Annotated in this window: 24 protein-coding genes and 1 other annotated feature; of the genes, 19 read left to right on the plus strand and 5 right to left on the minus strand. The window is 56.9% G+C overall.

What is annotated here, in order from left to right:
* From GCWU000341_RS00955 to rplL, 9 genes are all read left to right on the plus strand, one after another.
* On the plus strand, positions 1-306 hold a 306-nt coding region (locus GCWU000341_RS00955), incomplete at its 5' end, for an IS1182 family transposase (RefSeq protein ID WP_009213768.1).
* Between the two features lie 437 nt (positions 307-743).
* A complete protein-coding gene (locus tag GCWU000341_RS12515) occupies positions 744-1,232 on the plus strand; it encodes a choline-binding protein (protein WP_155812552.1) in 489 nt (162 codons plus the stop codon).
* A gap of 323 nt (positions 1,233-1,555) precedes the next feature.
* The gene (rpmG, locus tag GCWU000341_RS00965; RefSeq protein WP_009213770.1) at positions 1,556-1,705 is read left to right on the plus strand and encodes a 50S ribosomal protein L33; all 150 of its coding nucleotides are present in this window, start codon (positions 1,556-1,558) and stop codon (positions 1,703-1,705) included.
* Positions 1,705-1,902 carry a preprotein translocase subunit SecE gene (gene secE, locus GCWU000341_RS00970; protein ID WP_009213771.1) on the plus strand — a complete coding sequence of 66 codons (198 nt, stop codon included), beginning with the start codon at positions 1,705-1,707 and terminating at the stop codon, positions 1,900-1,902. Before rpmG ends, secE begins: the two co-directional genes overlap by 1 nt.
* A gap of 12 nt (positions 1,903-1,914) precedes the next feature.
* Entirely contained in the window at positions 1,915-2,445 is a 531-nt protein-coding gene (gene nusG / locus GCWU000341_RS00975; protein ID WP_009213772.1) for a transcription termination/antitermination protein NusG, read from the plus strand.
* Positions 2,446-2,596: 151 nt separating this feature from the next.
* Positions 2,597-3,022, plus strand: coding sequence for a 50S ribosomal protein L11 (rplK, locus tag GCWU000341_RS00980; protein ID WP_036599340.1), 426 nt, complete (start codon positions 2,597-2,599; stop codon positions 3,020-3,022).
* A gap of 20 nt (positions 3,023-3,042) precedes the next feature.
* The gene (rplA, locus tag GCWU000341_RS00985) at positions 3,043-3,735 is read left to right on the plus strand and encodes a 50S ribosomal protein L1 (protein ID WP_009213774.1); all 693 of its coding nucleotides are present in this window, start codon (positions 3,043-3,045) and stop codon (positions 3,733-3,735) included.
* A gap of 70 nt (positions 3,736-3,805) precedes the next feature.
* Positions 3,806-3,943 (plus strand) — a sequence feature (ribosomal protein L10 leader region).
* Positions 3,944-3,958: 15 nt separating this feature from the next.
* Positions 3,959-4,456 (plus strand): 50S ribosomal protein L10, encoded by a 498-nt coding sequence (gene rplJ, locus GCWU000341_RS00990; protein ID WP_009213776.1) that lies wholly within the window; start codon positions 3,959-3,961, stop codon positions 4,454-4,456.
* A 101-nt stretch (positions 4,457-4,557) separates the two neighbouring features.
* A complete protein-coding gene (gene rplL / locus GCWU000341_RS00995) occupies positions 4,558-4,935 on the plus strand; it encodes a 50S ribosomal protein L7/L12 (RefSeq protein ID WP_009213777.1) in 378 nt (125 codons plus the stop codon).
* A gap of 142 nt (positions 4,936-5,077) precedes the next feature.
* On the opposite strand, the gene GCWU000341_RS01000 is transcribed toward rplL, so the two are convergent.
* Positions 5,078-5,956 (minus strand): helix-turn-helix transcriptional regulator, encoded by an 879-nt coding sequence (locus GCWU000341_RS01000; protein ID WP_009213778.1) that lies wholly within the window; start codon positions 5,954-5,956, stop codon positions 5,078-5,080.
* 404 nt (positions 5,957-6,360) lie between these two features.
* On the opposite strand from GCWU000341_RS01000, the gene GCWU000341_RS01005 reads away from it, so the two are divergent.
* The 8 genes from GCWU000341_RS01005 (at position 6,361) to GCWU000341_RS01045 (ending at position 14,122) form a co-directional block, all read left to right on the plus strand.
* A complete protein-coding gene (locus GCWU000341_RS01005; protein ID WP_009213781.1) occupies positions 6,361-6,744 on the plus strand; it encodes a VOC family protein in 384 nt (127 codons plus the stop codon).
* A gap of 251 nt (positions 6,745-6,995) precedes the next feature.
* Complete coding sequence (locus GCWU000341_RS01010; protein ID WP_009213783.1) at positions 6,996-8,288, plus strand: replication-associated recombination protein A; 1,293 nt, start codon at positions 6,996-6,998, stop codon at positions 8,286-8,288.
* A gap of 149 nt (positions 8,289-8,437) precedes the next feature.
* The gene (locus tag GCWU000341_RS01015; protein WP_009213784.1) at positions 8,438-9,313 is read left to right on the plus strand and encodes a hypothetical protein; all 876 of its coding nucleotides are present in this window, start codon (positions 8,438-8,440) and stop codon (positions 9,311-9,313) included.
* A gap of 217 nt (positions 9,314-9,530) precedes the next feature.
* Complete coding sequence (gene dtd / locus GCWU000341_RS01020) at positions 9,531-9,986, plus strand: D-aminoacyl-tRNA deacylase (protein ID WP_040653134.1); 456 nt, start codon at positions 9,531-9,533, stop codon at positions 9,984-9,986.
* 337 nt (positions 9,987-10,323) lie between these two features.
* Positions 10,324-10,740 (plus strand): HIT family protein, encoded by a 417-nt coding sequence (locus GCWU000341_RS01030; protein ID WP_009213787.1) that lies wholly within the window; start codon positions 10,324-10,326, stop codon positions 10,738-10,740.
* A complete protein-coding gene (locus GCWU000341_RS01035; protein WP_009213788.1) occupies positions 10,737-11,840 on the plus strand; it encodes an undecaprenyldiphospho-muramoylpentapeptide beta-N-acetylglucosaminyltransferase in 1,104 nt (367 codons plus the stop codon). Before GCWU000341_RS01030 ends, GCWU000341_RS01035 begins: the two co-directional genes overlap by 4 nt.
* Entirely contained in the window at positions 11,837-12,529 is a 693-nt protein-coding gene (locus GCWU000341_RS01040) for a 5'-methylthioadenosine/adenosylhomocysteine nucleosidase (protein ID WP_009213789.1), read from the plus strand. The genes GCWU000341_RS01035 and GCWU000341_RS01040 overlap by 4 nt, the downstream gene beginning before the upstream one ends.
* 225 nt (positions 12,530-12,754) lie before the next feature.
* On the plus strand, positions 12,755-14,122 hold the full coding sequence (locus GCWU000341_RS01045; protein WP_009213791.1) for a glucose-6-phosphate isomerase: 1,368 nt from the start codon (positions 12,755-12,757) through the stop codon (positions 14,120-14,122).
* Here GCWU000341_RS01045 and GCWU000341_RS01050 read toward each other — a convergent pair.
* Positions 14,109-14,375: a hypothetical protein gene (locus GCWU000341_RS01050; RefSeq protein ID WP_009213792.1), complete on the minus strand. Its 267-nt coding sequence runs from the start codon at positions 14,373-14,375 to the stop codon at positions 14,109-14,111. The genes GCWU000341_RS01045 and GCWU000341_RS01050 overlap by 14 nt on opposite strands.
* Before the next feature lie 184 nt (positions 14,376-14,559).
* On the opposite strand from GCWU000341_RS01050, the gene GCWU000341_RS01055 reads away from it, so the two are divergent.
* Complete coding sequence (locus GCWU000341_RS01055; protein ID WP_009213794.1) at positions 14,560-15,648, plus strand: hypothetical protein; 1,089 nt, start codon at positions 14,560-14,562, stop codon at positions 15,646-15,648.
* 58 nt (positions 15,649-15,706) lie between these two features.
* Here GCWU000341_RS01055 and GCWU000341_RS01060 read toward each other — a convergent pair whose 3' ends face one another.
* From GCWU000341_RS01060 to asnS, 3 genes are read right to left on the minus strand one after another with little or no spacing between them, the layout of a single operon-like run.
* Positions 15,707-17,428: an ATP-binding protein gene (locus GCWU000341_RS01060; RefSeq protein ID WP_009213795.1), complete on the minus strand. Its 1,722-nt coding sequence runs from the start codon at positions 17,426-17,428 to the stop codon at positions 15,707-15,709.
* Positions 17,425-18,501, minus strand: coding sequence for a metallophosphoesterase family protein (locus tag GCWU000341_RS01065; protein ID WP_009213796.1), 1,077 nt, complete (start codon positions 18,499-18,501; stop codon positions 17,425-17,427). The genes GCWU000341_RS01060 and GCWU000341_RS01065 overlap by 4 nt, the downstream gene beginning before the upstream one ends.
* A gap of 2 nt (positions 18,502-18,503) precedes the next feature.
* A complete protein-coding gene (asnS, locus tag GCWU000341_RS01070) occupies positions 18,504-19,892 on the minus strand; it encodes an asparagine--tRNA ligase (RefSeq protein ID WP_040653138.1) in 1,389 nt (462 codons plus the stop codon).
* Positions 19,893-20,121: 229 nt separating this feature from the next.
* Between asnS and GCWU000341_RS13375 the strand changes: the two genes are divergently transcribed.
* The gene (locus tag GCWU000341_RS13375) at positions 20,122-20,265 is read left to right on the plus strand and encodes a hypothetical protein (RefSeq protein WP_207635063.1); all 144 of its coding nucleotides are present in this window, start codon (positions 20,122-20,124) and stop codon (positions 20,263-20,265) included.
* Positions 20,266-20,307: the final 42 nt, after the last annotated feature.

A 20,307-nucleotide genomic window follows, 5' to 3' on the forward strand; every position in this document is an offset into this window, starting at 1 on the left:
CCAATGGAGGAGCGGAACAAGCGTCTTAGTATCTCCAAAGTGATGAAGCAAAAGCGACAGGAAACGCTGGAGAGGATCACAACGGAATACGGGACTCAGCTCCGAATGAACCGGAGCATTCAGGCTGAAGGCAGCTTTGCCGTTATAAAAGAAGATATGAACTTCCGGCGGTATCTTTACCGGGGGAAAGAAAATGTGCTGGCCCAGAGCGTTCTTTTGGCCATTGCCTACAACATCAACAAGCTTCATTTTAAGATCCAGGGAGGCCGGACAGGCCAGTTCTTGACCGAACTGAAAGCTTCATAATCAAGGCCATTCAAAACACAGATCAGGAGAAGGCGCTTATTCAATGAGCGGCTTTAGTTGACGTTTGCCGAATCAAGAAACATGTAAAAAACATACCTGAAATCGGAAAAATCCGGCCATCAAGGCCGGATTTTCACCGATTCGTGAGGGCTGTCGCAACACTCTATTGCGACAGCCTCCTTTTATGTGCTATAATCTGGGGCATTGGCTGTATGGATGAGTACCGAGTACCGACACATGGCCAGGGGATGGACCGACAGCGGGGAGCAAAGAGGGCGAAGGCCCGAAATGCGGATCGCTTCGGCTCCTGCGGAAGGCATGGCCCGAAGCAGGCGGCTTTTATCCCGGACGGATTCTCCAAAGTGAGGGACCCGGTCCGTTTCATGGACGGAAGCTCCGGGATGGAAAGGTATGGCATCAAAGGAGGAAAGGAAGAGATGAAAATCAGGAGACTTGCGCTTTCGCTCATGGCGTTTACGCTTATCGGAAGCTTTGCCGCGTTTGCCGGAAGCTGGAAGAAGGGAATCAGCCGCCCGAATAACTGGTGGTTTGACAATGAGGACGGGACCTATCCGCACGATGGCTGGGCCTGGCTCGACGGGAACAAGGACAATATCGCGGAGTGCTACTATTTCGATAAGGACGGCTGGATGCTCGCGAATACGAAGACGCCGGACGGCTATCTCGTAAATGAGGGCGGCGCCTGGGTCGTGGACGGAAAGGTCCAGACGAAGGAGGTTCCGAAGCAGAATACCGATGTGAAGGTCGGAGGCTATGATGTGGTGCAGAGAGGAAATTCCAGCGGCTCCAGAGGGGGCGGCGGGGGATCTTCCTCCGGCGGCGGCTCCTCTTCCGGCGGCGGATCGGGATCCGGCAGCGGCTCAGGCGGCGGCTCCAGACAGGCTACACCGTCGAATCTCTCCTAATGGCGGGGGAAGGCTCTGACTTTCACCCCGGAGAAGACGAGACAGGAGCGATAGGATAACGGCTCTTTTGTCTGTCGCTCCGGGAATAAAGCTCCCGCGCTGTAAAGGAAGGCAGTGCTGCGGCTTTGCTCCTTTGGCCTCTTAGATGCCGGAATGTCCTACAGCGTACATTCCGGCGTCCGGCGGGGATTGATACAGCAAGAAATACTTGACCTGTGGGGTCGGCCATGGTACACTTCTCTCAGTTCCAGGGGCAGGGCCCCATTTTTTATGCACTAATTTCGTAGTCATGCGGAGTTAAAAATCATTGGAGGTGAACAGCCGTGCGCACAAAGATTATTTTAGCATGCACAGAGTGTAAGCAGAGGAATTACTTCCTCACGAAGGAGAAGAAGCTCCACCCGGATCGCATGGAAGTGAACAAGTACTGCCGCTTTTGCAAGAAGCATACGCTTCATAAGGAGACAAAGTAATGCAGGAAGAGAAGACATCCTTTCTTAAGTCGTTTACGAATGGCCTGAAGACGGAGTACCAGAAGATCGTATTCCCCGACAGACAGGATGTTGCAAAGCAGTCGGCGGCGACGATCGCGGTCAGCATCGTAATCGGTGCCATCATCGCGGGGCTGGACATCATCATGAAGTGGGGGCTCGGACATATTCTTAAGTAAAGGTGGGGGACAATGTCAGAAACGAATTCCGAAGCGCGCTGGTATGTGGCCCATACCTATTCCGGGTATGAGAACAAGGTCAAGATGGATCTGGAAAAGACCATCGAGAACCGCGGACTTCAGGATCTGATCCTGGAGGTCAGCGTACCGATGCAGCCCGTCATCGAGATGAAGAACGGCGTTGAGAAGAAGACCGACAAGAAGATGTTTCCGGGCTATGTCCTCGTCAACATGGTTATGAACGATGAGACCTGGTATGTCGTCCGAAATACCCGGGGCGTCACAGGCTTTGTCGGGCCCGGGTCCAAGCCGGTGCCCCTCTCAGAGGAGGAGATCCGGATACTGGGCTACCGGGAATCGGAGATCCTCGTGGATTTCGCGCTGGGAGATACCGTCAATGTGACCTCCGGCGCCTGGAAGGACACCATCGGCGTCATCACGGAGATCAACGAGCAGAAGAGAACCGTCACGATCAATGTCGAGATGTTCGGCCGGGACACTCCGGTGGAGCTGTCCTATGGAGAGATCCAGAAACTGAGATAAATAAAGATAAATGGGAATCCCCGGGACAGCGCTCCCGGATCACAAGATAGCCACCGCCCGGAGAAGTCCGATCAAAGCCGACGGCTTCTGGGATGGAGATCCCGGGCTCGTGGGAGGGTTTACCCGCAATCACCACAAGGAGGTGCCTGAAATGGCAAAGAAAGTAGAAGGTTATATCAAGCTTCAGATTCCGGCTGGAAAAGCGACCCCGGCTCCCCCCGTAGGACCGGCACTTGGACAGCACGGCGTAAATATCGTTGCATTCACAAAGGAGTTCAATGCGAGAACCGCCAATGAAGGCGATGTCATCATCCCTGTCATTATCACGGTCTACGCGGATCGCAGCTTCAGCTTCATCACGAAGACTCCTCCCGCGGCGGTCCTGATCAAAAAGGCCTGCAAGCTGCAGAAGGCCTCCGGCGAGCCCAATAAGAACAAGGTGGCGACGATCTCCAGGGAGGATCTCCAGAAGATCGCCGAGACCAAGATGAAGGATTTGAATGCCGCATCTTTGGAAGCTGCCATGTCTATGATCGCAGGAACCTGCCGGTCCATGGGCGTCGAAGTAGAGAAATAAGGAGAGGGAGGAGAAAGCGAATGAAAACCGGAAAGAGATATGCTGAGCTTTTGAAGGCTGTCGACAGACAGACAAAATATGCGGAGCTCGACGCGATCCAGCTCGTAAAGAAGAATGCCACCGCGAAGTTCGATGAGACCATCGAGCTGCACATCAGGACCGGCTGCGACAGCCGTCACGCTGACCAGCAGGTCCGCGGCTCCGTCGTGCTTCCCGCCGGGACCGGAAAAAAGGTCCGGATCCTTGTATTCGCAAAGGGCGCCAAGGCCGATGAGGCTCAGGCAGCCGGTGCGGATTTCGTGGGAGCGGAGGAGCTTCTCCCGAAGATCCAGGGCGGCTGGTTCGACTATGATGTCGTGATCGCCACTCCGGATATGATGGGCGTCGTCGGACGGATCGGACGTCTCCTCGGACCGAAGGGCCTCATGCCGAACCCGAAGACCGGAACGGTCACGATGGATGTCACGAAGGCGATTGAGGACACGAAGGCCGGTAAGATCGAGTACAGGCTGGACAAGGCGAACATCATCCACGTGCCGGTGGGGAAGGCCTCCTTCACAGAGGAGCAGCTGAAGTCCAATCTGGACACGCTGATGAACGCGATCGCGAAGGCGAGACCCGCGACCCTGAAGGGCGTGTACATGAAGTCCGCGACGCTCACCTCCACCATGGGGCCCGGCGTGCGGCTTGACACAGTGCCCTTTGGTGCCTGATCGAGGCGCAGAGAAGGAAGAATTTCAGAGCATTCCGGCGGCGCTTGACATTTTGAGTCCGGGATGCTAGCATAGCGAAGGTATTGAGCCGAAGACAGCAGGTCATGCATGGCATTGAAAGTCGATTCCGCGCCTGCCGAGGAAAGATACAGACAAGCTTTGTTTGTAGACCCCATGTCTTTTGGCATGGGGTTTTTCGTATCATAAGGAGGGAGAAAGCGAAATGGCAAAGGTTGAACTGAAGCAGCCGATCATCGATGAGATCCGGGCGCTTCTGGACGGCGCGGTATCGGCCACAGTGGTTGACTACCGCGGCCTGACCGTCTCCGAGGATACTCAGCTTCGCAAAACGCTGAGAGAGGCCGGAGTACAGTACAAGGTCTTTAAGAACACTCTCATCAAGAGAGCCGCGGAGGGCACGGATTTTTCGCAGCTGGACGGATTCCTGGAGGGACCGACGGCGATCGCGGTCTCGAGGGATGACGCGACCGCTGCGGCCCGCATCCTCGCGAAGTTCGCAAAGACGGCTCCGAAGCTGGAGCTGAAGGGAGCTGTCGTCGAGGGGAAGCTCTACGACGAGAAGGAAGTCCAGGCTCTGGCGGAGATCCCGTCCAGGGAGGAGCTGCTCGGGAGACTTCTGGGTTCGATCCAGTCTCCGGTCACAAACTTCGCCCGCGTTCTAAAGCAGATCGCGGAGAAGGGCGAGGGAGAGGCCGCGTAGCTATCTTGACGGGGCGTCATGACAAAAGGCTGAAGTACAGGATTCGCCATATGGCGGAGCATCACAGATTGTAAAAATTGTAAAAATGGAGGAAAACAAAAATGGCAAAGATGAGCACTGAGGAGTTTATTGCGGCGATCAAGGAGCTTTCCGTAATGGAGCTCAACGATCTGGTCAAGGCCTGTGAGGAGGAGTTCGGAGTTTCCGCCGCGGCCGGTGTCGTGGTGGCTGCGGCCGGTGCCGCCGGCGCTGCTCCCGAGGAGGAGAAGACGGAGTTCGATGTCGAGCTCACCGAGATCGGCCCGAACAAGATCAAGGTCATCAAGGTCGTCCGCGAAGCGACCGGCCTTGGCCTGAAGGAGGCGAAGGACCTCGTCGAGGCTGCTCCGAAGGTCATGAAGGAGGGTGTCTCCAAGGCAGAGGCCGAGGAGCTCAAGGCGAAGATCGAGGCAGAGGGAGCAAAGGTCACTCTGAAATAAGCCTCCACGCGCTGTATCGGCGCAGATTTTGTCCGCGTCATAATCGCGTCATAATAATGCTCCGTCCATCCTTTTGAGAGATGGGCGGAGCATTTATTTTCTCGAGACCTTTCCGATGTCCTTTTCTGTCTTCCCTTCCGGGCTAAAAGCCCTCTTCCCCGTCTTCCTCTCTCCGCCTTTCTTCTGCCTCCCGCTCTCTTTCCTCAGAGGCGGATTCCGTGGAGCGATAGGTCTCCGAGGTCCCGATGCTCTCCACGGCCTCTCCGGTGCTTATGCTGTCCAGGATGGAGCTCAGCTCCTCATCCTCATGCTGCTGCAGATACTCCCGCTGCTCCTCCTTCTTGAGCTCGGAGAGATAGCGGTAGACGCTCGCGGAGGAGCAGGAGAGCTTGGCCGCGACCAGGGGGATGGCGCCCTTTAGGATGAAGATTCCCTTTTTGTTCAGGATCCGGATGATCTCCGCCCGCTCTGCCTTCTTCAGACGGCTCGCCGGGAGCTCGGAGCTCCGGATCACGGCATAGAGCGCCGAGCGGATCTCCGAATTGACATTCTCATAGAGAGAGCCCTCCTCCGAGGAGAGGAAGGGGACATCGGTCTTCCGGAGCGCGTGCACGGAGATATTGTCATTCACATAGTTGTCCGGGTGGCAAAGCGCGAAAAGCTTCCCCGAGAGCTCCATATAGCGGTGGTCGTCGAAATTGATGCCCAGAAGTCCCTGCAGCGCTCCTCTCTCATTTTTTAAAAAGAAGGTGGAGCAGCGCAGAACCCGTCCGCTGGAAGAGATGCTCCGGTAGTTCAGGCGATAGGACTCGTCCTCATAGCTTCGCTCCTTGATCAGCTTCATGGCAAGCTTTGTGAGAGGAGCGCCGACGGATCGGCCGCTGATGTAGCCATTGGCGATCGCGACAGTACAGGGGTTCTTGCGCGAGAGGTCATCCAGTGTGACTTCGTAGTCTGTCCCCAGGGTTCCGGCAAGAAAATCCACCAGTACAGAATATTGATGCAGTAAAACAGAATTCATGCTTACTCTCCTCCCGTAATAATACAGACATTTAAATTATATTACTATTCGACAGTAAAATAAAGAGCATATCGAGATAAATTATAGAATATTTAAATAAATACAGTCTTCTGCAAGGGAAAGATGGCGATTTTTTTATATTTCCCCGGAATGACTTGACATTTTGCCCATAAAGTATTAGTATCAAAGCATGCCGATGAGGCAAATGAATATGTCGAACAGGTTTAATCGACCCTTACTACTCTATACAGCGGGGAGCCCGACGAGAAATCGCCGGGCTTTCTGCTGTCTTTGGCTCATCCCTTGCAATGCGGGGAAAAGTACATTACTATTAAAACAAAAAGAGGAGCGGGAGGAACGGACCGCTCTGTCGGAGTCGGCGCTTATGATGATAGGAGGAGAGTATGGAGTTCAGTTTCAACCATTTTAATTTCAATGTCTTTGATCTGGAGAGAAGCATCGCGTTCTACAAGGAGGCCCTGGATCTGGACGTCCTGACGACGAACGATCAGTCGGACTTTACGATCGTCTACCTCGGGGATAAAAGGACCGAATTTCGGCTGGAGCTCACCTACTTAAAGGACAGGAAGGAGCATTATGATCTGGGGGAGCAGGAGTTCCATCTCGCGCTTCGGACGGATGACATCGGTATGGCGCATGCGCGACACGAGAAAATGGGCTGCATCTGCTTCGAAAATCACGGCATGGGGATCTACTTCATCGAGGATCCGGACGGCTACTGGATTGAGATCATACCGGACCGCACAAAGCCCATCACCTGGCAGTGATTCCGGAGAGCGGGGGAATGATCCGGCGCTGATCCCGGTGTACAGAGAATATCATCCGGTGCTGCCTTCGGGAGGGGAAAGCCCGGTATTCGGCGGTGATATCGGTGCACAGGAAATATCGTCCGGTGCTGCGATCGGGAAGCGAAACCCGTCGTTTGGCGGTGATTCCGGAGCGCGGGAAAGGTATCATGGCGCTGTCTTTGGGAGGGCGGGATCCCGGACCTTTTGGCGGGGCGTGACAGGGGAGGAGCATGGATCTTTTTGAATATATGGCGGAGAAGCAGAAGGGAGCGGAGGCCCCTCTTGCCGCTAGGATGCGCCCGGAAAATCTGGATGAGCTGGTGGGGCAGCAGGAGATCGCCGGAAAGGGGCATCTCCTCTACCGCGCGATTGCGGCGGATAAGCTCAGCTCACTGATTTTCTACGGCCCGCCCGGCACCGGGAAGACTACGCTTGCGAGACTGATCGCGAGGACGACGAAGGCGGAATTCTGCCAGCTGAACGCGACCTCCGCGGGAAAGAAGGAGATGGAGGAGATCGTAGAGAGGGCGAAGAAGAATCTCGGCGGATACGGGAAGCGGACGATCCTCTTCGTCGATGAGATTCATCGCTTTAACAAGGCGCAGCAGGATTATCTCCTCCCCTATGTCGAGGACGGGAGCCTCATCCTGATCGGGGCAACTACGGAGAATCCTTATTTCGAGGTGAATTCCGCGCTCCTCTCCCGCTCAAGGATCTTTGAACTGAAGCCGCTCACCGGAGAGGAGATCCGGATTCTCTTAAAGAGGGCGGTCTCAGATCAAAGGAGAGGTCTTGGGAGTTTCCGGCTCAGGATAGAGGAGGAGGCCCTTGACTTTCTCTCCGAGGCCGCGGGGGGAGACGCGCGCGCGGCGCTGAATGCGCTGGAGCTTGCGGCTCTTACGACGGAGCGCGGAGAGGACGGATGGATCGACATCACTCTTTCCGTGGCCTCGGAGTGCATCCAGAAGCGGGTTTTACGCTATGACAGGGATGGGGATGAGCACTATGACACGATCTCCGCCTTTATTAAGTCGATGCGGGGCTCCGATCCGGATGCCGCCGTCTATTATCTGGCCCGTATGCTCTATGCCGGGGAGGATATCAAGTTCATCGCAAGGCGCATCGTGATCTGCGCCTCGGAGGATGTGGGGAATGCGGATCCGCAGGCCCTGAATGTCGCGACGAGCGCTTTTCTCGCGGTCGAGAGGGTGGGCCTTCCGGAGGCGAAGATCATTCTCTCCCAGGCGGCAAGCTATGTGGCCTCCGCCCCGAAGAGCAATGCCTGCGTCAAGGCGATCATGGAGGCGGAGGCGGAGGTGAAGAGAAGCGGGAATCTCCCGATCCCCGGATATCTGCGGGACGCTCACTACCGGGGCCACGAGAAGCTCTCCCGCGGCGTCGGCTATCTCTATCCCCATGATTTTCCCGGGCACTATGTGAAGCAGCAGTATCTCCCGGATGCGCTCCGGGAGCGGAAATTCTATCATTTCCCGGAGGAGGGGGACGGAAAAGCCCCGGTTTAAGATAATGTTCATAAAATCAGAAAGACATTTTCCGCTCCTTCATGCTAGGATTTTGAGAACGCGGTCGGGACGGGCGGAGCGGATCTATGCGAAACCGATCCGGACAACGGGATGATAGATCATTAAGAATATAACTGGAGGGATATCAGATGAAAAAAATCGTATTTTTGGCGGCGCTGGGACTCCTCGCTCTTTCTATGGCGTCCTGCGGAAAGAAGTCGGACAAGGGCGCGGCGTCGGCTGCCGAGTCGGCCACTGAGGATCCGTCGGAGAACAGCCTGGGCGCGACGATCCAGAAGATCGGGGACGGAAGCATGATGGTGCAGACCGACGACGGAAAATCCTATACCTTCGATATTTCAAAGGTAAAGATGGACCCGGTCTGGACGCTGATGCCCGGGGATGAGGTTCAGATCGGCTACAACGGCGCAGAGCCCGCGGACGGCATGGCGGTAAATACCGTTGTCATGTCGGTTCCCTTCGAGTATTCCTCCGAGGACTACAATGAGGATCCGACGATCTACGGGGAGATCACGGCGGTGGACGACAAGAGCATCACGATCCGGGAGCAGCCGGACGAGAGAGCGGATGTCGACGAGGGAAGCAGTCAGGTGAGCCCGGAGAGCAGAATGGGGGACAGCTATACTCTCGAGAGAGCCGCCTACGGGACGGAGGTCACGAAGGACGGCGTGAAGGTCGGAGCCTTCGCTTTGGTCAGCTATACCGGGGACCTGAAGGATAAGGCTGTCGCCTATCGGGTCTGCACCGAGGACATGATGGAGGACGAGGCTTCGAATGTGATCGGTGTCAAGGGAAAGCTCGAGAAGCTTGAGGAGAGCAATCCGGATCTCCCCATTCTCTATCTGAAGGCCTCTGACGGCACGGAGCTCAAGTTTACCGTGAGTGATGACGAAAATCTGAAGAAGCTTGCGAAGGAGAATGTTGGAAAGGAAGTGGAGGTCGACTTTGCCGATTCGCTCCGGGCGAGAGTCAGCTCGGCGACGAATATCAAGCCGCTGCATTGATTTTTCGCCGGCGGACGGAGGAGAGTCGAGAGCCTGTCTTTCGAAGCAGGCGGAGGAGCCGGGGCGCTGCGGCCTTTGATCCGGAGGCCCTACGGCTTAGAAAAAGCGGGGAAGCCGCCGTGTATGGAGCAGGCGGAGCGTGCCCGTTTTGTGCAAAAGAGCAGAGGGAGAGCCTCTGCTCTTCCGCTTTCAGGATGTTCAGGAAGGAAGGGGACTTATGAGATGTCTTGTGCAGAGGGTGACGGAGGCCTCCGTGCGTGTGGACGGTGCGCTGATCGGCTCCATCGGAAGGGGGCTTTTGATCCTTCTCGGAGTTTCGGAGGAGGATGACGAGGCGACAGCGGAGAAGATGGTGAGAAAGCTTCTCTCCGCCCGCATCTTTGAGGATGGGGAAGGAAAGACCAATCTCTCCCTTTCCGATATCTCCGGGGAGCTTCTCATCATCAGCCAGTTTACGCTCTATGCGGACTACCGGAAGGGAAATCGTCCGAGCTTTATCCGCGCGGGCTCGCCGGAAAAGGCGGAGAGACTCTACGAATATTTCATAGAGCAATGCAGGAAGGAGGTCCGGAGAGTGGAGCAGGGGAGCTTTGGCGCCGACATGAAGGTCAGCCTCACAAATGATGGCCCCTTCACCATCCTCTACGACTCCGAGGAGCTCTCGCGGCACTGAGCGATCGCCCCGCTGCATTCTATCCGCGCGGCAGGCACAGCTTCCCGCCGTTGTCTTATCATTGGCTCGTCTTTACTGAGGAGAGGACCTTCCTATTTCAGCGGGCGGGACGTCCATAGTATTCGTATTTTAAAATCATAGCTCTGCCGCCTGCCTGCGAAATAAGCAGGCTGCCCGCCGTCCCGGAGGCCGGAGCGAGAGTGCCCTGTATTGGAGGAAAGGCGGCAGCATCTCTCCCTTGTATAAAGCCGGGATCGGCCTTATACTGGAAGCGTTCGGAGGCCCGCATGTCCGGGCTCTCCGCGGAGCTTCGGCATCGGAAAGGAGAGCAGTTCCTATGAGAGACGAGAATTGTATTTTCTGTAAGATTGCGAGCGGAGAGATTCCCTCTACGACCCTCTATGAGGATGGGGATTTCCGCGTGATTTTTGATCTTGCGCCCGCAAGCCCCGGGCATCTTCTGATCCTTCCGAAGGAGCATTTCGCTGATCTTTTGGAGCTGGACGAGGCTGTGGCCGCGAAGCTTCTCCCCCTTTCCGCCCGGGTTGCCCGCGCGATGAAGGAGGCTCTCTCCTGCCCCGGCTTCCACCTTGTGCAGAACAACGGAGAGGCGGCGGGGCAGACGGTCCGGCATTTTCACATGCATATCATCCCAAGGTATGGGAAGGAGGAGCTCCTCCTCTGGAAACCGGGGGAGTGCACGGAGGAGGAGAGAGCGGAGCTTTGCAGGAGGATCGGGGAGAAGCTTCAATGAGCATAGGCCGCATCGTATTGACGGGGGGAGGTACTGCCGGACATGTCACGGCAAATCTCGCGCTCCTTCCGAGGCTTTGTGAAATGGGAGCGGAGGTCAGCTATCTCGGCTCCTACGACGGCATCGAGCGGAGGCTCATGGAGAAGGAAGGAGTCCCCTACTATGGTGTGGATACGGGGAAGCTCCGGCGCTACCGGGACCTTCGGAACCTGACGGACCCTTTCCATGTGATACGGGGCTTTTTCGAGGCGGGGAGGATTCTGAAAAGGATAGAGCCGGACATCCTCTTCTCAAAGGGGGGATTCGTCGCGGTGCCGATCGTCTGGGCGGCCTATCTCCGGGGAATCCCCGTGGTGAGCCACGAGTCCGATATGACGCCGGGCCTTGCAAACCGTCTGACGCTCCGCTGTGCGAGAAGGATCTGCTGTAGTTTTCCGGAGACCGTCGCGAAGCTTCCCCGGGGGAAGGCAGTGCTCACAGGCTCTCCGATCCGGGAGAAGCTCCTCAAGGGGAGCCGGGAGGCCGGTCTTGCGATGACGGGCTTTTCCGGGGAGAAGCCGGTGCTTATGGCAATCGGCGGAAGTCTCGGATCGCTCGCGCTGAACCGGGCCTTCCGGAAGCTTCTTCCGGAGCTTTCGGAGAGCTTTGATCTCGTCCATATCTGCGGGAAGGGGAATGCGGATCCCGCTCTGGAGGGGAAAGAGGGATACCGGCAGTATGAGTATCTCACAGACGGGCTTCGGGATCTCTATGCGCTCGCAGATCTCGTGATCTCCCGGGCGGGCGCCAATGTGATCTGTGAGCTTCTCGCCCTGAAAAAGCCGAATATTTTAGTCCCCCTCCCCAGGGACGCCTCGAGGGGAGATCAGATATTGAATGCCGAGTCCTTTGAGAGACAGGGCTTCAGTATGGTTTTGGATCAGCATGAGATCGAAAAGGATGAGAAAAAGCTCCTCTCCTCTGTGCAGGAGCTCTACAGGGACCGGGCGCGCTATATCGCTTCCATGGAGAAGGCGGAGAAGACGAGCGGGCTCGATGCCGTGCTCAGGGTGCTGATCGAGACGGCGGAGAGCGGAAAGGCGAAAGGGAGGAGAGAATGATAGGGATTATCGGGGCGATGGAGGAGGAGGTAAAGCTTCTCCGGAAGGAGCTTTCGGAGAGGAAAGACGAGGAGAGAGGAGGCCTTCTTTTCTCCTACGGAAGGATCTTCGGAAAAGAGCTTGCGGTCGTCCGCTCGGGGATCGGAAAGGTCAATGCGGGGGCCTGCACTCAGCTCCTTCTGGATCGCTGTCATCCCGACTGCATCATCAATACGGGGATCGCGGGTTCTCTGGACAATGAGATCAATATCGGAGACATCGTTCTCTCCGAGGACGCGGTGCAGTATGATGTGGACGCGACCCATTTCGGCTACCGCCTCGGTGAGATTCCCAGAAGCGGCAGGCTCTCCTTTCCCGCGAGCAGGAGACTTCTGGAGATTGCGATGGAGGAAAATAGGCGGGCGAATCCGGAGATACGCGGGATCGCGGGAAGGGTGTGCAGCGGGGACCGCTTCGTATCGGATCCGGAGACAAAGCGCTGGATCCGGGAGCAGTTTCAGGGAAAGTGCTGTGAGATGGAGGGCGCGGCGATCGCGCAGATCGCCTGGCAGAATTCCTGCCCCTTTCTGATCGTCCGCGCGATCTCCGATAAGGCGGATCAGTCCGCGATTTTGGATTACCCGGCCTTTGAAAAGGAAGCGATCATGCACTCGGTCCGGCTCGTGAGAGCGATGGTGCAAAGGATATAAGGAGGGGCGGAAAAGCGGGGCACAGGCAGGCAAAGTGAGAGGGACGCTCCTTCTGCCGATCGACTGCTCCATAAGGAGGCCGTCTGCCGCCCCGGCGCTGCAGCAAGGGGAGCAAGGAGCTGCGGTAAGGCGGTGCAGTAGGGGCCTGCTGGAAGCAGTGTCTTTATAGAGCTTGGAGGAAGGAGTCCTGCCCCGGTTTTTCGGGGCGGAGAGGAAGGAAAGGAAATGAGCGGATTACGGTTTGATCTCACGAGGGCGAAGAGATTTATCTCCGATGAGGAGATTTCCAATTTCAGGGAGCAGGTGCTTTCCGCGGAGAAGACGCTCCTCACGGGGAGCGGAGCCGGCAATGATTTTCTGGGCTGGCTGGATCTCCCCCTGAATTATGACAGGGAGGAGTTTTCCCGGATTGAGAGGGCGGCGGAGAAGATCCGCGGGGATTCCGAGCTGCTTCTTGTGATCGGGATCGGCGGCTCTTATCTGGGAGCGCGGGCGGCAAATGAGTTTCTGAATCCCTGCTTCTATAATGAGCTCCCGAGAGAGAAGAGGGGAGGACCGGAGATCTACTACTGCGGAAACAATCTCTCCTCGAAGTACCTCTGCGGGCTTCGGGAGCTCCTGGAGGGAAGGGATTTCTCTCTGAATATCATCTCGAAGTCCGGAACGACGACGGAGCCTTCGGTGGCATTTCGGATCTTTAAGGAGCTCCTCGAGCAAAAATACGGGAAGGAGGGGGCGGCGAAGCGGATCTATGCGACAACGGACCGCGCAAAGGGGGCGCTGAAGAAGCTCTCGGACGAGGAGGGCTATGAGAGCTTCGTCGTCCCGGATGACGTCGGCGGGAGGTTCTCCGTCCTCACCGCGGTGGGACTTCTCCCGATCGCCTCTTCCGGGGCGGACATCGGGGCGCTCATGCGCGGAGCCGCTGCGATGCGGGAGCGCTGCCTCGAGGATCCCTATGAGAAGAATGCGGCCCTTCTCTATGCGGCGGCCAGGAATATTATGCTCCGGAAGGGAAAGGCGATCGAGATCGTCGCGAATTATGAGCCCTCTCTCCACTATATCTCGGAGTGGTGGAAGCAGCTCATGGGGGAATCCGAGGGCAAGGATCAGAGGGGGATTTTCCCGGCCTCTGTCGATCTCACGACGGATCTTCATTCCATGGGACAGTTTATCCAGGATGGCTCGCGGAATCTCTTCGAGACGGTTCTGAATGTGGAGGAATGCCCCGATACACTCTCTCTCAGAGAGGAGAAGGAGGACATCGACGGCATGAATTATCTCGCGGGAAGGACGGTGGACTTTGTCAATAAGTCCGCGATGAACGGCACGATTCTCGCGCATACCGATGGGAATGTCCCGAACTTCGTGGTGACGATCCCGCGTCAGGATGCCTTTTCCCTCGGAGAGCTGTTCTACTTTTTCGAGTTCGCCTGCGGCGTCTCCGGATACTTAAACGGGGTGAACCCCTTCAACCAGCCGGGAGTGGAGAGCTATAAGAAAAATATGTTTGCCCTGCTCGGAAAGCCGGGCTATGAGGAGCTCTCCCGGGAGCTCGGGGCGAGACTCAAGGGGGATGCTATTCCTCGATAACCTCGATATGGAGGGCATCGAAGGGGATGTGCTCGAGAAAGCTGTCCTGTCGGAAGTCAGTCCGGCTTTTCCTCTGGAACTCGCGGATATTTTTGGAGAGCCAGATCGGGACCGGGAGATCCAGATACTCGCTGATCTCCCGGAGCGCTTCCATCACATGGCGTGTCCGGGATAAGGACTCGTCTTCCTGCCGGGAGACGCAGCTTCTCAGAGTTTTCCCCTCCCTTTGGATGCTTCCGCTCATTCGAAACATGCTTGGCTCCTTTCTTCCTCTGCATATTCGGATCCCTGATCCCTTATAGCGCTCTGCTTTTTGGGATCGGGGCGGATTCTACCGCCTGCTCTTCCCTCCGGGATCAGAGTGCTCCGGGCATGCATTATACCCTCCGCCGGGGAGGAAGTCAAAGTGAGAGCGATACAGAAGATGGAGGAGAGATATGGGATTGGAAACGGAGAATCCTTTGGAGTTTTTGAACCAGGCGAAGCAGGCGCTCCTGGATCAAAGAGCGCTGTCGGAATCCTTACGGGAGGCCAGGGAGCAGGAGGAGAGCGCGACGAGAGCGCTGGAGAGCGCACGTAAGGAGCTCTCGGAGAGGAAGGAAAGGACCTTAAAGAACCGGAGCGAGGAGATCAAAAAGACCTATGAGAGGCAGATCGAACAGATCGATGGCGCTTTAAAAAAGGCCCGCTCCCAGAGGGAGAGGGCAAAGAACCTAGGGGTGAAGGGGAGGATTGCGTCGGAGACGGAGCCTGTAAACGAGGAGAATCAGGAGCTTTGGCGCCGCTTCAAGGCAGTGCTTCGGAAGGATAAGGCGCCGTTTTTTTGCGGGACGAGGCTTTACTACATGCTCTTTCAGCCGAGCGGCTTTTCTGAGTTCCTGGGACTCTTTTTCGCCTTTTTGCTCTTCTTCCTGCTGATCCCGATCGGGGTCTATCTCCTCCTTCCGGAGAGAAGGACCCTCTATCTGATCGCGGTCTACCTCCTCGATATCCTGATCTTTGGAGGGCTCTATGTCCTGATCAGCAATCAGACGAAGGGAAAGCACGGGGAAGCGATCCGGGAGGGCAGAGGATTTCTGAATGAGATGCGCAAAAACCGGAAGAGGATCCGGAACATCGCGCGAGGAATCCGCTCGGACTCCAGCGAGGAGCCCTATCATCTGGAGGACTATGATTCCGAGATCGGGAAGGCCGAGCAGGAGAGAGAGCAGACGATCCGCGAGATGCAAAGTGCGCAGGACACCTTTGAGAAGGTGACGAAGAATATCATCACGGGAGAGATGGACAGCGCCGCTCAGGCGGAGCTGGATCAGCTGTCCGACCAGCTCGCGGAGTCGAGCCGGAGGAGGTCGGAGCTGGAAAAGAGGGAAAAGCTCGGGGAACAGGAGCTCTCCCTTCGCTATGAGCAGCTTCTCGGAAAGCCGCATATGAAGGAAGAGGAGATTGACCGTCTTTATGAGCTCATTCAAAGCGGGGAGGCCTCCTCGCTGATCGATGCCGTGACGAAGCTCGAGGGGAAGGGATAAGCCCTGAGGAAGCAGACGGAGAGAAGGACGGAGAAGGAGGTGGAAGAGCGCGGCTAAATTATTGCGGCTCCCCTTCCTCCGCCTCCGCTGTGAGAAGCTCGATCTTTCGGAAGGGGAGCTGCTCCGCTGTGAGGATCTCCTCCTCCCTTTTGTGACAACTGAAGAGGAGGATCTGCTCCCCTGTCATATCAGAGAGAAAATGAAGACAACTCTTCAGCCGCTCCTCGTCATAGAGCGCGAAGCTTTCGTCGAGAAAAAGCGGCAGCCGCTCCGGCGCCTCCTCCTGCATGAGGGAGGATACGGCGAGACGGAGGGCGAGATAGACCTGATCCATGGTTCCGAGCGAGAGCTCCTTCAGCTTCAGCATGCGCTCCCCGCTTCCGATGAAGAGCTCCAGGCTGTCATCGACGAAGAGGGAGCGGTAGCGTCCGCCGGTAATCTCGGAGAGTATGCGTCCCGCCTTCTCATTGAGATGCCGGCCGAAGCTCTCCGAAATCCGGAGGGAGAGCTCGGAAATGCGCTCTCTTGCCAGAGAGAGGGCATCGAGATGCCGTTCTATCCGCCCATTTTCCCGGACGGAGGAGAGAAGACGAAGCTCCCTCGTTCGAAGCTGCGAGAGACGCTCCAGCTTTCCCTCAAGTTCAGTCTGGAGCTCATGCTGCCGTAGAAGCTCCTCGTCATAGCCTTTTTCGGCGTTCTCCTTCTCCTCCAGTTCGGAGAGAACGGCATTGAGCGCCCTTCTCCCCTCCCAAAGCTCCGTAAGGATTCCTCTGAGCTCCCGGTAGCGGGAGCGAAGCCTTTCCATGCTCTCCTCCTCGATCTCCCCTCCTCCGATCCGGGTGGAGAGGACAGCGCTGAGCGCTTCTCTTCGCTCCGCTTCCTCCCTCTTTCTCCTTCGGGAAAGCGGATAGAGGAGGAGCCTTAGGACAGAGCTTTTCTTTTCCTCTTGCAGCGCGCGGTAGAGCCCCTCGGCCTTTCCCTCCTCTTTTTCGATCTCCTCCTGATCGCTCAGACCGGAGAGACGGAGGACTTCCTCCTTCCCCGAGTTTCTCCGGAGGAGCTCCTCCTTCCTTCTCTGCAGCTCTGCGAGATTTTCCCTGGCCTCCTCCCGGAGAGCGGCAAAGCGGCGGATCCGGTTTTCATAGCGTGGATTTTCGAGTTCCCTCTCCAGATTCCGGATCTCACCGGTAAGGAGGGAGAGCTCCTTTACCGCGCCGCTGTCGAGAAGCTCCCGGAGCCTTCCCTCCTCCTCGTCCAGGAAACGGAGGGCCCGCTCCCCGGAGATGGAGGAGCTCTTGCTCTCCTGCATATTTTTCACGTAGCGCCGGAGCTCTCCGGCCATTTCCCGATCGGTCTTTGCGTGAAGCTGAGCGATGGATACGGTATTCCGGTAGCCCTTCTCCGTGAGATGGCAGAGAAGCTCCGAGAGGAAGGGCCCGGGCTTATCCAGAGGGATTCCCGATTTCTCGGAGCGGATGGAAAGCCCCTCATCCGGAGCGGAAAAATCTCTTTGGATGAGGTAGCGCTCCCCCAGATAGGAGACGAGGAGCTCGCCGCCGAAGCGCTCCGGATTTTTCCAGGGGCGGATGTGGAGTCGGAATTCCCGGGCGGGAAGGCTTCCTCCGCTCGGAAGACCGTAGAACATGCTGCGTAGAAAATGATGGAGCGTGGACTTTCCGGCCTCATTCCTTCCATAGATCAGGTTCAGGCCGTCCGAGAGCGGAAGCGTATAGTCATGGAACTTTCCAAAGCCGTGGATCCTCAATTCGATGAGCTTCATCCTTCCTCCTCTTCTTCCGAAAAAAGGAGTGCGCGGATCCCAAGGAGAAGTGCCTCCTCGTCCTCCTCGCTTCTCTCCTCCTTATCCTCCATGAGAAAGCTCCGAATATAGAAGCCGATGAGATCGGAGGAATGCTCCCGGCAGAGCGCCCCGAGGTCGTAGTCCGGCTTCGACTCATCGAGAAGCTCCGCGATGGGGAAGCGCTCCCGGAGGGAGTCGAGGGAAAAGCTCTGCTCCGGCCTTCTCTTTCCGCGGATGCGGATCCGATAGATCCGCTCCCTTCCGTGCTCCCCCATCCGCTCGGAGAGGAGACGGAGCAGAGCTTCTTCGCGGGTTCTTTGGTTCACAGTGACCTGGAGGGGAACGTAGCGCCGCCTGGCGATCGGGAGGAAGCGAAGCTTCATGAGATCTCCCGTGCCGGGATCCAGCTCTCCGAGATAGACGCCGTGCTCCCCGCTTTCCCTCGGTGAGAGCGGCTCCGGAGAGGCGGGGAAGACGATTCTCCGCTCCCCCATCTCTCTCCGCCTTTCCGAGCCGCCGAGCGCGGCGTAGCAAAAGGGAAGAGAGCTGAGAAAGGAGCTGTCCTCCGGGAAGGGATTTTTCTTAGAGCAGCTTGCGAGTAAAATCCGGGAGCTCTCATCGCAGCAGAGGGGGAAGGCGCGGATCGCCTCCTCCCAGCTTCCCTCCGGGCAGGAGAGGGCGCAGATTTCCGTTCGGATCTCATCGAAGAAAAAGCTCCCGGAGGGCTCCAGGAGACAGCTCACATTGTCGGAAAAGGAAAAACTTAAGAGGGCGGAGCTTTTCGTAATGCGGTCGCTCTCTCCGGGCAGGAGGACGACATGGGTTTTCGGTATCGTCCGAAAGAGACTGTCCAGCTCGGAGAGCTCCCGCTTTAAGGGCTGCTGATGAAAGAGATTCCCGGCGATCAGGAGGCAGTCCGCGCCGAAGTCCCTGCACAGAGATACGATATGCCGGAAGCTCTCCCGGATCTCCTCCTCCCTCTCCTTGGCCCAGGGCATATCCGGATCCGGCGTCATACCCCAGTGCACATCGGCAGTGTGAATGAATTTCATGGCTAGATCTCGCAGTTTCCTACGGTGCGCGGGAAGGGGAGAACATCGCGGATATTCTGCATTCCGGTGAGATACATGACGGCGCGTTCAAAGCCGAGGCCGAAGCCGCCGTGCCGCGTCGTGCCGAATCTCCGAAGGTCCAGATAGAAGCGGTAGGCCTCGATATCCATACCGAGCTCCTCCATCCGAGAGAGGAGCCTGTCGTAGTCCTCCTCCCTCTGGGAGCCGCCGATGATTTCCCCGATGCCGGGCACCAAACAGTCCACAGCGGCGACGGTCCTTCCGTCCGGATTCTGCTTCATGTAGAAGGCCTTGATTTCCTTCGGATAGTCCGTAACGAAGACCGGGCGCTGAAAGATCTTCTCCGTCAGATAGCGCTCGTGTTCTGTCTGGAGATCCGCCCCCCAGGAGAGCTTGTATTCGAAGTCCGCATTGTGCTTTTCGAGGATTTCGACGGCCTCCGTATAGCTGATCCGGCCGAAGTCGGAGTCGAGAATGCAGCGCATCCTTTCGAGAAGGCCCTTGTCCACAAAGCTGTTCAAAAACTCCATCTCCTCCGGGGCCTCCGTGAGGACATGGCGGATGATAAATTTCAGCATATCCTCCGCGGTGTCCATGATGTCGGAAAGCTCCGCGAAGGCCATCTCCGGCTCGATCATCCAAAACTCCGCCGCATGCCTCTGCGTATTCGAATTCTCCGCGCGGAAGGTCGGACCGAAGGTGTAGATATTCCGAAAGGCCTGGGCGAAGCTCTCTCCGTTCAGCTGACCGGAGACGGTGAGAGAGGTCTTCTTCCCGAAAAAGTCCGCTCCGTAGTCGACACCCTCCTCCGTCCTCGGAAGCTGATCGAGGTCGAGTGTCGTCACCTGGAACATCTCTCCGGCGCCCTCCGCGTCGGAGGCGGTGATGATCGGCGTGTGGACATAGACGAAGCCGCGCTCCTGGAAGAAGCGATGGATCGCAAAGGCGATCAGGGAGCGGATGCGAAAGACGGCCTGAAGAGTATTGGTCCTCGGGCGAAGGTGCGGGATGCTCCGGAGGTATTCCAGAGTATGGCGCTTTTTCTGGAGAGGATAGTCCGGACTGCTCGGCCCCTCGATGGAGACGCTTTCCGCCTGCAGCTCAAAGGGCTGCTTCGCCTCCGGCGTCGCGACAAGCTTTCCCTTCACGATGACAGCCGCGCCGACGCCGAGCTTTGCGATCTCCGGGAAATTCTCCAGATCCTCGTGATAAACGACCTGAAGCGGTGTGAAAAAGCTCCCATCGGAAATCACGAGAAAGCCGAAGGACTTACTGTCCCGGTTGCTCCGGACCCATCCTCCGACCGTGATTTCTCTGTCATAGTAGGCGGCGCTGTCTCTGAAAAGCTCGCGCAAACTGCTTAAATTCATGCTTCCTCCCCCTGCGTTTCCAAAAAAGCTCCGAAAGCGGAATCCCGATATGCTTCCGCCTTCGAAGTCCTGCCGCCGTAAAGAGGCGGCAGGATATGTGATACGCCCCTTATGAACATAAGGCGGGGAAAGTCCCGCGAAAATGCGAAAAAGAGGCCGCATGGACTTTGCCATGCAAGATCAGCCTTTGATGACCTGATTATTATACTAGATGGAAAGAGGCTTTTCAATGAAAGATAGCTCCCCGCGCCGCGAGACAGGGCGGCCTGAGAGAGCTGCCCTGTTCCGGGCGGGCAAAACGGCAGAAAAGATGGAAATTTATACAGTTATTGGGGATTATTCTGCCGATTTGTATTTCATTATTTCCTTTTGAGTGCTATAATAGGGGCAATCGGAGCAGTCATGACGCTGAAGA

This window comes from Oribacterium sp. oral taxon 078 str. F0262, assembly GCF_000160135.1.
Lineage (GTDB): Bacteria > Bacillota > Clostridia > Lachnospirales > Lachnospiraceae > Oribacterium.

What these genes read in the sequence shown, in the direction of transcription:
- GCWU000341_RS01065 (WP_009213796.1), bottom strand. Translation starts at nt 18,501, where the DNA reads ATGAAATTCATTCACACTGCCGATGTGCACTGGGGTATGACGCCGGAT.
- rplA (WP_009213774.1), top strand. Translation starts at nt 3,043, where the DNA reads ATGAAAACCGGAAAGAGATATGCTGAGCTTTTGAAGGCTGTCGACAGA.
- dtd (WP_040653134.1), top strand. Translation starts at nt 9,531, where the DNA reads ATGAGATGTCTTGTGCAGAGGGTGACGGAGGCCTCCGTGCGTGTGGAC.
- GCWU000341_RS01005 (WP_009213781.1), top strand. Translation starts at nt 6,361, where the DNA reads ATGGAGTTCAGTTTCAACCATTTTAATTTCAATGTCTTTGATCTGGAG.
- GCWU000341_RS01060 (WP_009213795.1), bottom strand. Translation starts at nt 17,428, where the DNA reads ATGAAGCTCATCGAATTGAGGATCCACGGCTTTGGAAAGTTCCATGAC.
- GCWU000341_RS01015 (WP_009213784.1), top strand. Translation starts at nt 8,438, where the DNA reads ATGAAAAAAATCGTATTTTTGGCGGCGCTGGGACTCCTCGCTCTTTCT.
- GCWU000341_RS01040 (WP_009213789.1), top strand. Translation starts at nt 11,837, where the DNA reads ATGATAGGGATTATCGGGGCGATGGAGGAGGAGGTAAAGCTTCTCCGG.
- GCWU000341_RS01000 (WP_009213778.1), bottom strand. Translation starts at nt 5,956, where the DNA reads ATGAATTCTGTTTTACTGCATCAATATTCTGTACTGGTGGATTTTCTT.
- nusG (WP_009213772.1), top strand. Translation starts at nt 1,915, where the DNA reads ATGTCAGAAACGAATTCCGAAGCGCGCTGGTATGTGGCCCATACCTAT.
- rplJ (WP_009213776.1), top strand. Translation starts at nt 3,959, where the DNA reads ATGGCAAAGGTTGAACTGAAGCAGCCGATCATCGATGAGATCCGGGCG.
- GCWU000341_RS01045 (WP_009213791.1), top strand. Translation starts at nt 12,755, where the DNA reads ATGAGCGGATTACGGTTTGATCTCACGAGGGCGAAGAGATTTATCTCC.
- GCWU000341_RS01050 (WP_009213792.1), bottom strand. Translation starts at nt 14,375, where the DNA reads ATGTTTCGAATGAGCGGAAGCATCCAAAGGGAGGGGAAAACTCTGAGA.
- rplK (WP_036599340.1), top strand. Translation starts at nt 2,597, where the DNA reads ATGGCAAAGAAAGTAGAAGGTTATATCAAGCTTCAGATTCCGGCTGGA.
- rplL (WP_009213777.1), top strand. Translation starts at nt 4,558, where the DNA reads ATGGCAAAGATGAGCACTGAGGAGTTTATTGCGGCGATCAAGGAGCTT.
- GCWU000341_RS01055 (WP_009213794.1), top strand. Translation starts at nt 14,560, where the DNA reads ATGGGATTGGAAACGGAGAATCCTTTGGAGTTTTTGAACCAGGCGAAG.
- secE (WP_009213771.1), top strand. Translation starts at nt 1,705, where the DNA reads ATGCAGGAAGAGAAGACATCCTTTCTTAAGTCGTTTACGAATGGCCTG.
- GCWU000341_RS01010 (WP_009213783.1), top strand. Translation starts at nt 6,996, where the DNA reads ATGGATCTTTTTGAATATATGGCGGAGAAGCAGAAGGGAGCGGAGGCC.
- GCWU000341_RS12515 (WP_155812552.1), top strand. Translation starts at nt 744, where the DNA reads ATGAAAATCAGGAGACTTGCGCTTTCGCTCATGGCGTTTACGCTTATC.
- GCWU000341_RS01030 (WP_009213787.1), top strand. Translation starts at nt 10,324, where the DNA reads ATGAGAGACGAGAATTGTATTTTCTGTAAGATTGCGAGCGGAGAGATT.
- GCWU000341_RS01035 (WP_009213788.1), top strand. Translation starts at nt 10,737, where the DNA reads ATGAGCATAGGCCGCATCGTATTGACGGGGGGAGGTACTGCCGGACAT.
- asnS (WP_040653138.1), bottom strand. Translation starts at nt 19,892, where the DNA reads ATGAATTTAAGCAGTTTGCGCGAGCTTTTCAGAGACAGCGCCGCCTAC.
- GCWU000341_RS13375 (WP_207635063.1), top strand. Translation starts at nt 20,122, where the DNA reads ATGAAAGATAGCTCCCCGCGCCGCGAGACAGGGCGGCCTGAGAGAGCT.